The organism is Alphaproteobacteria bacterium, assembly GCA_020638555.1.
In the GTDB taxonomy this organism is placed as follows: Bacteria; Pseudomonadota; Alphaproteobacteria; order Bin95; family Bin95; genus JACKII01.
The window spans coordinates 57,437-68,499 of record JACKII010000008.1; the positions used below are offsets into that span (position 1 = coordinate 57,437).

General features: G+C 66.9%; 12 protein-coding genes, 2 tRNA genes and 1 riboswitch. Of the genes, 10 read left to right on the plus strand and 4 right to left on the minus strand.

Annotated elements, in window-relative coordinates; all coding sequences use genetic code 11:
- Nucleotides 1–81: 81 nt before the first annotated feature.
- The 3 genes from H6844_20310 (at nucleotide 82) to H6844_20320 (ending at nucleotide 1,494) form a co-directional block, all read left to right on the plus strand.
- Nucleotides 82–363, plus strand: a complete 282-nt coding sequence (locus H6844_20310; GenBank protein MCB9931746.1) for a hypothetical protein — start codon at nucleotides 82–84, stop codon at nucleotides 361–363.
- A gap of 42 nt (nucleotides 364–405) precedes the next feature.
- Nucleotides 406–482, plus strand: a tRNA-Arg gene (locus H6844_20315).
- A 43-nt stretch (nucleotides 483–525) separates the two neighbouring features.
- On the plus strand, nucleotides 526–1,494 hold the full coding sequence (locus H6844_20320) for a threonine dehydratase (GenBank protein ID MCB9931747.1): 969 nt from the start codon (nucleotides 526–528) through the stop codon (nucleotides 1,492–1,494).
- Between the two features lie 85 nt (nucleotides 1,495–1,579).
- Here H6844_20320 and H6844_20325 read toward each other — a convergent pair whose 3' ends face one another.
- From H6844_20325 to H6844_20335, 3 genes are read right to left on the minus strand one after another with little or no spacing between them, the layout of a single operon-like run.
- The gene (locus tag H6844_20325; protein ID MCB9931748.1) at nucleotides 1,580–2,560 is read right to left on the minus strand and encodes an LLM class flavin-dependent oxidoreductase; all 981 of its coding nucleotides are present in this window, start codon (nucleotides 2,558–2,560) and stop codon (nucleotides 1,580–1,582) included.
- Nucleotides 2,561–2,572: 12 nt separating this feature from the next.
- Nucleotides 2,573–3,661, minus strand: coding sequence for a site-specific DNA-methyltransferase (locus H6844_20330; GenBank protein MCB9931749.1), 1,089 nt, complete (start codon nucleotides 3,659–3,661; stop codon nucleotides 2,573–2,575).
- Between the two features lie 60 nt (nucleotides 3,662–3,721).
- Entirely contained in the window at nucleotides 3,722–4,345 is a 624-nt protein-coding gene (locus H6844_20335; protein MCB9931750.1) for a ribonuclease HII, read from the minus strand.
- A gap of 45 nt (nucleotides 4,346–4,390) precedes the next feature.
- On the opposite strand from H6844_20335, the gene H6844_20340 reads away from it, so the two are divergent.
- The 4 genes from H6844_20340 to H6844_20355 all read left to right on the plus strand — a co-directional run bounded on the left by H6844_20340 (nucleotide 4,391) and on the right by H6844_20355 (nucleotide 8,006).
- The gene (locus H6844_20340) at nucleotides 4,391–5,704 is read left to right on the plus strand and encodes a hypothetical protein (protein MCB9931751.1); all 1,314 of its coding nucleotides are present in this window, start codon (nucleotides 4,391–4,393) and stop codon (nucleotides 5,702–5,704) included.
- Between the two features lie 74 nt (nucleotides 5,705–5,778).
- Nucleotides 5,779–6,066 carry an ETC complex I subunit gene (locus H6844_20345; protein MCB9931752.1) on the plus strand — a complete coding sequence of 96 codons (288 nt, stop codon included), beginning with the start codon at nucleotides 5,779–5,781 and terminating at the stop codon, nucleotides 6,064–6,066.
- Nucleotides 6,067–6,114: 48 nt separating this feature from the next.
- Nucleotides 6,115–6,191: transfer RNA gene (locus H6844_20350), tRNA-Arg, on the plus strand.
- A gap of 357 nt (nucleotides 6,192–6,548) precedes the next feature.
- Nucleotides 6,549–8,006, plus strand: a complete 1,458-nt coding sequence (locus H6844_20355) for a cobyric acid synthase (protein ID MCB9931753.1) — start codon at nucleotides 6,549–6,551, stop codon at nucleotides 8,004–8,006.
- A gap of 13 nt (nucleotides 8,007–8,019) precedes the next feature.
- Here H6844_20355 and cobO read toward each other — a convergent pair whose 3' ends face one another.
- The gene (gene cobO, locus H6844_20360; GenBank protein ID MCB9931754.1) at nucleotides 8,020–8,628 is read right to left on the minus strand and encodes a cob(I)yrinic acid a,c-diamide adenosyltransferase; all 609 of its coding nucleotides are present in this window, start codon (nucleotides 8,626–8,628) and stop codon (nucleotides 8,020–8,022) included.
- Between the two features lie 38 nt (nucleotides 8,629–8,666).
- Nucleotides 8,667–8,876, plus strand: a riboswitch (cobalamin riboswitch).
- 88 nt (nucleotides 8,877–8,964) lie between these two features.
- Here cobO and H6844_20365 point away from each other — a divergent pair.
- The 3 genes from H6844_20365 to cobW all read left to right on the plus strand — a co-directional run bounded on the left by H6844_20365 (nucleotide 8,965) and on the right by cobW (nucleotide 11,061).
- The gene (locus tag H6844_20365; GenBank protein ID MCB9931755.1) at nucleotides 8,965–9,579 is read left to right on the plus strand and encodes a HupE/UreJ family protein; all 615 of its coding nucleotides are present in this window, start codon (nucleotides 8,965–8,967) and stop codon (nucleotides 9,577–9,579) included.
- A 77-nt stretch (nucleotides 9,580–9,656) separates the two neighbouring features.
- Nucleotides 9,657–10,031: a DUF1636 domain-containing protein gene (locus H6844_20370; protein ID MCB9931756.1), complete on the plus strand. Its 375-nt coding sequence runs from the start codon at nucleotides 9,657–9,659 to the stop codon at nucleotides 10,029–10,031.
- Nucleotides 10,024–11,061: a cobalamin biosynthesis protein CobW gene (cobW, locus tag H6844_20375; GenBank protein ID MCB9931757.1), complete on the plus strand. Its 1,038-nt coding sequence runs from the start codon at nucleotides 10,024–10,026 to the stop codon at nucleotides 11,059–11,061. Before H6844_20370 ends, cobW begins: the two co-directional genes overlap by 8 nt.
- Nucleotides 11,062–11,063: the final 2 nt, after the last annotated feature.

The window sequence follows — 11,063 nt, forward strand, 5'->3', positions numbered from 1 at the left end:
TCCCTGTGACGCACCTTCGAATCCGCCTAATGTTCCCCATATAGCAACTTTCATCCCTCCACGCTCGCGAAGGGGCGATCCATGGCCGAAAGTCAACTGAACCCGGATCGGCAGAAAAAAATCGCCCTCGAAGTGTTCCTGGAGGCGTGGGACAAGGCCGTCGAGGCCGGGGTCGACTGCGATTTGCTCAGCGAAGTTCTCATCTATATGGGCGTGACCGACCTTGTGGCCGACCGGGGCGAGGACTGGACGGCCGATGTCTTTGAGGACTTGCCGGAGCGGATCCGCGAAGGCGAGTTCACCATGCCGGAAGACTTTCTCGACCCGCGCTTTCCGGGCCAGCCCAACCCCGACTTCGCCTAAACGGTGGCGGCGACGATTGCCCGCCGCTATAGTCCCGCCCACGGCCCCGTAGCTCAGCAGGATAGAGCGCCGGATTCCTAATCCGTAGGTCACAGGTTCGAATCCTGTCGGGGTCGCCATCGTTTCGATCCCTGGCCCCTCCGCCGACCGAGGCCCCCGCCCATGAGCCTGCCCGATCGCGCCGCCATCGAAGCCGCGGCCACCCTGGTCCATTCGCACATGCGACCGACGCCCGAAATCGCCTGGCCGCTGCTGGCCGAGCGTCTGGGAACGCGGGTCGTCGTCAAGCACGAGAACCACACCCCTATCGGCGCGTTCAAGGTGCGCGGCGGCCTCGTCTACATGGACCATCTGCGCCGCAGCCAGCCGAAGGTCGCGGGCGTCATCACCGCCACCCGCGGCAATCACGGCCAGAGCGTCGCGCTCGCCGCCGCGAAATTCGGCCTGGGCGCCACCATCTACATCCCCCACGGTAATTCGGTGGAAAAGAACGCCGCTATGCGTGCCTATGGCGCCGAACTGGTCGAGGAAGGGCACGACTTCCAGGCCTGCTACGAGGCCTGCCTTGCCCGCGCCGAAGCCGAAAAGCTGCATCTGTTGCCGGCATTCGCGCCGCCGCTGATCGCCGGCGTTTCCACCTATTCCTACGAGTTCCTGTCGGCCGCGCCGGACCTGGACGTGGTCTATGTGCCCATCGGCCTCGGCTCTGGCATTTGCGGCATGATCGCGGCCCGCAACGCTCTCGGCCACAAGGCGGAGGTGGTGGGCGTCGTCTCGACCGAGGCCGCGGCCTATGCCCTGTCCTTTGCCGCCGGCGAGCCCGTCTCCACCAACAGCGCCGACACCCTGGCGGACGGCATGGCCTGCCGCGTGCCGGTGGCCGATGCGGTGGCCATCATCAATGGCGGCGCGGCCCGCATCGTCCAGGTGAGCGATGCGGAGATCAAAACCGCCATCCGCGCCTACTACACCGATTGCCACCAACTGGCCGAGGGCGCCGGCGCGGCGCCGCTCGCCGCCGCCTTGCAGGAGCGGGAGCGGCTGCAGGGCAAGGCCGTGGGCCTGGTGCTGAGCGGCGGCAATATCGACATGCGCCTCTATCGCGAGGTGCTGGCGGAGGCGTCAGCGTAACGAACCGCCGCCGCGCTCCGACCCGAGCCGGCCTCCCGGCGATGCGTGGGGGGCAAAGGGGGCGGCCTGCCCGGCGGCGAGGCCGTCAGGCGACCGCCTTCCGCACCAGCGGCATGACCTCGGCCGCGAAACGTTCGATCTGCTCCATGCGCCGCTCATAGGGGCCGACCAGATCGACCGAGATGTGGCGCACGCCCGCCGCGTGGAATTTCAGGATCGCCTCCGCCACCTGCTGCGGGTTGCCGAGGCCGGCATAGCGCGCGGCCGCCTTGCGGAAATCCATGGCATAGCGTTTCGACAGGCTGTCGGTCGCCACGTCCAGCGCCTGCTCGTAGCTGTCGTCGACGCGGGCGAACAACAGGTGACCCGTGCCGAATTTCGCGACCGTACGCCCGGCCTCCTGGGCCGCCGTGTCGATCTTGGCAAGGGCTGCGGCATACATGTCCGGTGTCACCACATAGCTCAGATAGCCGTCGGCGAGCCGCCCCATGCGCCGCAGCGCGGCGTCCTTGCGCCCGCCGACCCAGAGCGGCGGACCGCCGGCCTGGCGCGGCGGCGGCGTCATCAACACGTCTTCGAACCGGTAATACTGGCCCTTGAACGTGCCGGGCTGGCCGGACCAGAGCGCGCGCATGGCCTGCATGCTCTCGCCGAGGCGCGGGCCGCGCTCGTGGATCGGCACGCCCGCGACCTCGTATTCCTTCGGGAACTCGCCGCCGATGCCGAGTCCGAAGATGAAACGTCCCTCGCTCAGATGGTCGAGCGTCGCCGCCTGCTTGGCCACCGGCCCCGGATGGCGCAGCGGCAGCAGATAAACGCCGGTGCCGAAGGTCAGGCGCCGGCTCACCACCGCCGCCTGGGCCAGCAGCAACAGCGGGTCGAAAAAGGGCAGGGGCATGGAAAGATGGTCGCCGACCCAGAGCGAGTCGAACCCGGCCCGGTCCACCGTCTCGACGAAGCTGACCAGGTCGTCGATCCTCGGCAGCCAGGGGCCGGACTGGTTGTCGGGCTCGCGATGGATGGTCTGAATGCCGATCTTGAGGCCGGTATCGAGGGGCAGGGCCATGGGGGTGCTTCCTTATGCCGACGCCGACAGTTCCGCGCGCACCTTCTGGCGCAGCAGGTCGATGGGGGCGAGGTCTTTGCCCTCCCTCGGCTGGAAGTGCCAGAAGGTCCAGCCATTGCAGGCGGGCGCCCCCTGGACCGCGGCCCCGACCTGGTGGATCGAGCCCCGATGCTCTGCCGCGATCAACGTGCCGTCGGCGCGCACCTTGGCCCGCCAGCGCTTGCGCGCATCCGTCAGCACCGAGCCGGGGTTGAGCAGGCCGCGCTCCACCACGGCGCCGAACGGCACCCGCGGTTCGGAGCGTTTCGACGGCGTTTCGATCACGCTCGGATCGTCGGCCACCGCGGTCTGGCGGATGCGGTGCATGGCCATTTTGGCGTAGGTGTGGTCGCGCTCGATACCGATCCAGTGCCGGCCCAGCCGCTTGGCCACCACGCCGGTGGTGCCGGTGCCGAAGAACGGGTCCAGCACCACGTCGCCGGGATTGCTGGAGGCCAGGATCACCCGGTGCAGCAGCGCCTCCGGCTTCTGGGTCGGGTGGGCCTTGTGGCCCTCCTCGTCCTTCAATCGTTCCGGCCCGCTGCAAATCGGCAACAGCCAGTCGCTGCGCATTTGCAGGTCGTCGTTCAGCGCCTTCATGGCGTCGTAGTTGAAGGTGTAGCGCGCCTGCTCGCCGACCGCGCACCAGATCAGGGTTTCGTGCGCGTTGGTGAAGCGGGTGCCACGGAAATTCGGCATCGGGTTCGTCTTGCGCCAGACCACTTCGTTCAGCACCCAGAAGCCCAGATCCTGCAACGCCGCGCCCAGGCGATAGATGTTGTGATAGCTGCCGATCACCCAGATCGAGCCCGAGGGCTTCAGCACCCGCTTGGCTTCGGCCAGCCAGGTGCGGGTAAACGCATCGTAGGTGCCGAGGGAATCGAACTTGTCCCAGTCCTCGGTCACGCCATCGACCTTGCTGTTGTTGGGGCGATACAATTCGCCCCGCAATTGCAGGTTATAGGGCGGGTCGGCGAACACCAGGTCGATACTCTTGCTCGGCACCTGCCGCAGGGTTTCTATACTGTCGCCGATCAGCAGTCGGTCGCGGGGAAAATCCACAGTCAGCTTGTTCCTTGGGGTGACTCTGGATTCGCACTCTGATTCGTGAGCGATTCGCCGTCAATGGCCAAGTTGACTCAGCATGGCCCGGATCGGGGCGAACGAGCGGCGGTGATGCGGCGTCACACCGGCCTGTTGCAGGCCCTCGCGGTGGGCCTTGGTGCCGTAGCCCGCATTCCGCTCCCAGCCATAGGCGGGGTAGCGCTCCGCCAGCCGGGCCATCAACCGGTCGCGCGCCACCTTGGCGACGATGGAGGCGGCGGCGATGGACAGGCAGCGGGCATCCCCCTTGACCACGGTCTCCGAAGGGCAGGGCAGGGTCGGGGCGCGATTGCCGTCGATCAACACGGCGGTGGGCGCATCGGGCAGGGCGGCGACGGCGCGCTGCATCGCCAGCATGGTCGCCGCCAGGATGTTGATCCGGTCGATTTCCGGCACCGAAGCCGCGCCGAGCCCGACCGCCGCATGGCGCAACAGCAGGCCGGCCAGAGCCTCGCGGCGCGCCGGTTTCAGCGCTTTCGAGTCCTGGATCATCGCCAGCAGGTCCGGCGGGCAGTCGGGGTGCAGCACCACCGCGGCCGTCACCACCGGCCCGGCCCAGGGGCCGCGCCCCACCTCGTCGACCCCGGCGACCGGGCCGCCATGGCGCAGGATCAGCGTGTGTTCCATCGAGAAATCCGGCATAAGCGCCTTTAGGCCGCCGACCGGCGGCCGATGCAAGGAAAATTCATGCTCGCGCACCTCCGCGCTCTCGCCGCGCTGACGCTCTCCACCTTTGTCAGCCGGGTCGGCCTGCATCTGCTCGCGGTCGGCGACAGCCTGGCCGTCGGCCGGTATGCGGTCGACCAGCTGGCGTGGTTGGGTGCGGCGACGGCCATCGGCAGCGTGCTGTACGTGCTGGCGCCGGGCCTGCTGATCGGCTGCCTGGTGCAGACCAGCGCGGCGCGCGCGCGCAACACGCCCGGCGAGATCGGCGACATTTGGCGGGCCGGCCTGCTGTACGGGCTGGGCGCGGGCGTCGTGGGCAGCCTGGCATTGCTGGCCGGGCCTTGGTTGCTGACCGCGCTGGGGCAGGAACCGGCGGTGGCCGATGGGGGTGGACACCTGCTGCAACTGTTCGGCATCGGTCTGCCCTTGCAGTTCGCGTTGTTCGCAACGCTCTACGTGCTGGAGGCGACCGGGCGCGCCCGGGCCTGCGCCCTGGTTTTCGCCCTGGGCGCGGTGGCGAATTTCGGGCTGAACCTGCTGCTGGTCTATGACGAGACCGCGGGCCTCGGTGCGGTGGGCGCGGTGTTGGGAACCGCCGCGATCCGGTTCGGCATTCTCGCAACCCTGGTCGTCCTGCTGCTCCGCGACCGCCAGGCGTCGGCCTACGGCATGTCGCGCTGGCGCTGGCCGGGCCGCGATGTCTGGCGGCGGATCTGGTCGATCGGCTTTGCCGGCGGCGCCAGCCTGGCCGGTGAGTCGGCGGCCTTTGCCTCGCTGACGGTGTTCGCCGGCTGGCTGGGGCAGGAGGAACTCGCGGTCTACACCATTCTGTTCAACGTGCTCTCGACCATATTCATGGTGGCGCTGGCGGTGGGGGTTGCTACCAGCATCCAGGTGGCCTGGGCCAAGGAGCAGTCGGACCGGGACAGCCCGCTCCAGGCGCTGCGGGCGGCGCTGACCCTGAGCGTCGCTTTGATGGGCGGCCTGGGCCTGCTGGCCTGGATCTTCGCCGACACGGTGGCGGGCGCGTTCACCGACGACCGGGCGACCGCAGCGGCCGCCGCCGGGCTGATCGGTTGGCTCGCACTGTTCGTGTTGTTCGACGGGGCCCAGGTGACGGTGCACCACGCCATGCGCGGCCTGAATGACGGCTGGGTCACCACGGCGATCAATCTGGTTTGCTATCTGGGCGTTATGACGGGTCTTTCCTGGGCGCTGGCCATTCCGGGCGGGCAGGGGGTTCTGGGCCTGATCCAGGGCGGCCTGGTCGTCGCCTTGCTGGTGGCGACATTGTTGATCGTCCGATTTCGGGCGCTGCGGCGGCGGGTATCTTGATGCGGCGTGATCCGGTGCCTATAGAGACTACGACGATTTCTGCAGGATCTTTGAGAAGGTTGGCCCCATCGATGCTGAAAGCCCGAATCTACTGCCCGTCGCGCACCGCCATGCAGCAGGGGCGCGCGAAGACCCACCGCTGGCTGCTCGAGTTCGAGGCGGCCCGCGCCCTGCATCCCGACCCGCTGATGGGCTGGGCCGGCGGCGGCGACACCAACCGGCAGGTGCGCCTGCAGTTCGAAACGGCGCAAGAGGCCGAAGCCTATGCCAAGAAGCACGGCATCGAATACGAGGTCGAGCCGGAGAAAACCCGGGTCGTACGGCCGAAGAGTTATGCTGACAACTTCCGGTGGGACCGCTAAACCCGGCGGCTGACGCCAGTCGAAAAATCGGTTAGATTTATTACTTCAGCGCCCTTAGCTCAGTTGGATAGAGCAACGGATTTCTACTCCGTGGGTCCCGGGTTCGAATCCTGGAGGGCGCGCCATTTTGAAATCCTCGCTCTGAAGCGCCTCTAAAGCCTTGAAAGGCATGGCGATTTGTGAGGTTCGAAGTCCTTCATTTCGGCAACTGGCCAATCGGAGCACCGTTCGCCATAGAGCGATGGTCCTGGTCGTTTGGACAGGTTGGCAGCCTTGCTCGGGTGTTTGGTTCCGGCCTGTGGCATATCCCTTTCTCGCCAGAGAATTGAAGGCGCTTCGGCAGCGTCGTGCTATGCCGCCCCTTAAGCCACAACCAACTTTCGGCGAGACACCGTCATGGCCTGGGTGGTCGAGGGCAAGGCCATCTTCTCGGTCCAGAGGCGTTGACGCGACGAAACCCAAATGAGTTTCAGAGAGGATCCATGACCGCTTGTTTGATGCTTCAGGGGGCGGGCTCCAACGTGGGCAAGTCGCTGCTGGTGGCGGGGCTGGCGCGGGTGTTTGCCCGACGGGGGTTGCGGGTCCGGCCATTCAAGTCGCAGAACATGTCGAACAATGCCGGGGTCACGATCGAAGGCGGTGAGATCGGGCGCGCGCAAATTCTCCAGGCGCGGGCATGCGGGGTAGACCCTTCGGTGCACATGAACCCCGTGTTGCTGAAGCCGGAATCCGAAACCGGGGCGCAGGTCATCGTACAGGGGCGTCGGCTGACTGCGGTGCGCGCGGCCGACTACGGACGTCTGAAGCCCGACCTTCTCGCGTCCGTGCTCGACAGCTTCGCACGGATCAAGGCCGGAGCGGATTTGGTGCTGGTCGAAGGCGCGGGCAGCCCGGCCGAGATCAATTTGCGCGAAGGGGACATCGCCAATATGGGCTTTGCGCAGGCCGCCCGGGTGCCGGTGGTGCTGGCCGGCGATATTGACCGCGGCGGCGTGATCGCACAGATCGTCGGCACGCAGGCGGTAATCGCGGCAGAGGATGCGGCGCTGATCCGCGGCTTCCTGATCAACAAGTTCCGAGGCGACCCGCGGCTGTTCGACAACGGCTACCGTTTCATCGCGGAGCGCACGGGCTGGCGCGGGTTCGGTTTGGTGCCGTGGTTTTCCGATGCGCACCGACTGCCGGCAGAGGATGCCTCCGACCTGCGGCAGAGGGCCGGGACCGGTTCCGTTCTCGTTGCCGTGCCACAGTTCTCCCGGATCGCCAATTTCGACGATCTCGACCCGCTGGGGCAGGAGCCGGGGGTGCGTGTCGAAATCATCCCGCCGGGCCGTCCGCTGCCGGTGGAGGCCGATCTGATTCTGCTGCCCGGCACGAAATCCACCATTGCCGATCTGGCCTTTTTCCGCGAGCAGGGCTGGGAGATCGACCTTTTGGCCGCCATGCGCCGCGGCGCTCGTGTGCTGGGGCTTTGCGGCGGCTATCAGATGCTGGGCATGCGCATTGCCGATCCCGAAGGTGTCGAAGGGCCACCCGGCTCCGTACAGGGGTTGGGCCTGCTGAACGTGGAGACGACCATGCAAGCGGACAAGCACGTCACATGGGTGCGGGCGCGGCATGGCGCCAGCGGCACGGAAGCGACGGGCTATGAAATCCACATCGGTCGCACCGAAGGGCCGGATCGCACCCGGCCGTTGTTCTCGGCCAACGGGGTTTCGGAAGGGGCGATCAGCCCGGACGGGCGGGTGATGGGCAGTTACCTGCATGGCCTGTTTGCGGCGGATGCCTTCCGCGGGGCGTTCCTGCAAGGGCTGGGCGTTCAGGCCGGTTCCGGCGGCTATGAGGCCGGCGTCGAGGCGACGCTGAATGCGCTCGCGGATCATCTGGAGGCCCATCTGGATTGCGACGGGTTGTTGCAGATTGCGCGGGCGGGGGTTTAGACGGAGGGCGGCTCTAGAATTCCACCCCCGGTTGGCCTTTGATGCCGGCGCGGAACGGGTGTTTAACCAGGGTCATCTCCGTCACGAGATCGGCCGCCTCGATCAATTCGGGCTTCGCGTTGCGCCCGGTCAGGACCACGTGCGTCATCGGTGGCTTCTCCGCCTGCAGAAAGGCCAGAACCGCGGCGATGTCGAGATAGCCATAGCGCAACGCGATGTTGATCTCGTCCAGCAGGACCATCCGGATCGACGGGTCCCGAATCAGCTCCTTGGCCTTTGACCAGCCCGCCGCGGCGGCGGCGATATCGCGCTCGCGGTCCTGGGTTTCCCAGGTGAAGCCTTCCCCCATCGCATGAAACTGGCAGATGTCGCCGAAATGCTCTGTCAGCAGCCGCCGCTCTCCGGTATCCCATGCCCCCTTGATGAACTGGACGACGGCGCACGGCATGCCGTGGGCGATGGCGCGGAGGATCATGCCGAATCCGGAGGATGATTTGCCCTTGCCGGCGCCGGTGTGGACGATCAGCAGGCCCTTTTCGCCAACCTTGCCTTTCATCATGCGGTCGCGTGCGGCCTTGATGTTCCTCATTTTCTCACGGTGGCGGTCGGGATCTTCGGGCATGGGGGCCGGTTGCTCCTTGACTTATCTTCAGGTGCTGCGCATTTTTTCGATGCGTTGGTGCTTGTCCATGACAAGTGAATAGGGAACGAGCTAGGGGTCAATCCCCGAAGCTAGGCCGCCCCCGCGACCGTGACCGGAGAGGTCCTCCAAGCCACTGGCTCCGCAGAGCTGGGAAGGAGGAGCGACCGCCAGAGGCCAGCCTCTGACATCCGCAAGCCGGGAGACCTGCCAGCGCGCGAGAGCACGTAAACCGGACGGGGTGTACCGGTGACGGGTCGGCGCGTTTTCTGCTTCCCCGCCATCCTTGCCCTTGTCCCCTTGTCGTAAGAGGGACAAATGACACGATTGCTGATTCTGGTGGCCGTTCTGGCCGCATCGCCCGCGCTTGCCCACCATGTGTCGGGCGGGGTAGCGCCGCAGACGGCGTTTCACGGCCTGCTGAGTGGGTTGGCCCATCCCGTAATCGGACTGGATCATCTGGCTTTCATCGTGCTGGTCGGGCTTGCCGCGGCCGGCACGCACCGCCGGATTGTCGGCCCTGCCGTTTTCATCGGCGCAACACTGGCCGGCACTTTGGTGCATCTGGCCGGCGTGACGTTTCCGCTGGCCGAGGTGGTGGTGGCGGCGTCCGTCGTCGTGCTCGGCGCGCTGCTGTTCCATGGGCGGCAGGTGCGGGGGGCTGTGGCGCTCTCCGGCTTCGCTTTCGCCGGCCTGTTTCACGGCTGGGCCTATGGCGGCGCCGTGATCGGATCGGCGCCAATGCCAATCGTGGCCTATCTCATAGGGTTCGCGCTCGTCCAATTCGCCATCGCCGCCGGTGTGGCGCGGCTGGCCTCCGCGGCGGTCGGCACCGCCGAAGGTCTGATCCGGGCCCGCGGCGCCGCCGCGGTCTGCCTGGGTATCGGGCTCGTCTTCCTGGTGGAGCAGGCCGAACGCTTCGCGTTTGGCTGAGCCACCTTCCGGGCCTGCTGCGACACGCGTGTTGCAGCCAGGCGCCGCCACCTTGGAGACATCCATTGCCATCCGAAATCGAGTTGCTGGTCTGTACGACCTGCCGCAACCCTGCCGCGCGCGCCGAATCCCAGGCTGACCCGGAGGCGCTTCGCCCCGGCGCGGCACTGGCGTCAAGGTTGGCGAACCGCCTGCCGAAGGGCATTCGGATCGTGCCGGTCCCGTGCCTTTCCAACTGCTCGCGCGGCTGCACGGTCGCGCTGCGCGGTGCCGGGCGCTGGACGTATGTGTACGGCAATCTGAACCCGGCGGACCATGTCAGCGTCCTTGCCGAGGCGGCGGCGCTGTACCGCGACACGCTGGACGGCGTCGTGCCCTGGCGCCGGCGCCCCGAGCATTTCCGCCGAAACTGCATCGCCCGGATTCCCCCTGTCGAGGTTCCCGATGAGTGACATTGCGAAAGTGCCCGTTACCGTGGTCACCGGATTCCTGGGTGCGGGCAAAACCACGCTGATCAGCCACCTGATCCGCAATGCCGGCGGCCGGCGGCTTGCCGTGGTGGTCAACGAGTTCGGCTCCGTCGGCGTGGATGGCGATATCCTCAAAGCCTGCGCGATTCCGGACTGTCCCGCCGAGAACATCGTCGAACTGGCCAATGGTTGCATTTGCTGCACCGTGGCCGACGATTTCATCCCGACCGTCGAGGCGCTGCTGAATCTGAAGCCGAGGCCGGATCATATCCTGATCGAAACCTCGGGCCTGGCGCTGCCGAAACCGCTGCTGAAGGCGTTCGATTGGCCGGAAATCCGCTCCCGCATCATCGTGGACGGCGTGATCGCGCTTGCCGATGCCGAGGCCGTGGCGACAGGCCGGTTTGCCTCGGATGTGGCGGCGGTGGAGGCGCAGCGCGAGGCCGACGGCAGTATCGACCACGAAACGCCGCTTTCGGAGGTGTTCCAGGACCAGATCGCCTGCGCCGACTTGGTGTTGCTGACCAAACCGGATCTCGCGGGGGCCGCGGGCCTGGAGGCGGCGCGGGCGACGGTTCTGGCGGCTGCGCCACGCCCAATCTCTGTGATCCCGGTCGTCGAAGGGGTCGCGGACCCCGAGATCCTGCTTGGGCTGGGGGTCGCGGCGGAAGACGATCTGGCCGCCCGCCCCTCATTGCACGACGGCCAGGACGACCACGAGCACGACGATTTTGACACCCTGGTGATCGGGATGGGCGAAATCGCCGATCCGGCCGATCTGGCGGCTCGGATTGCGCGGCTGGCGCGGGACCAGCGTATCCTGCGGGTCAAGGGTTTCGCCGCGGTCGCGGGCAAGCCCATGCGCTGTCTGGTGCAAGGGGTCGGTGCGCGGGTCCGCCACCAATACGACCGGCCATGGCATGCGGGCGAGCCACGCGAAACCCGGCTCGTGGTGATCGGCGAGCACGGTCATGTGGACGAGGCCGCCATCCGCTCCGTGCTGGAAGGCTGAGC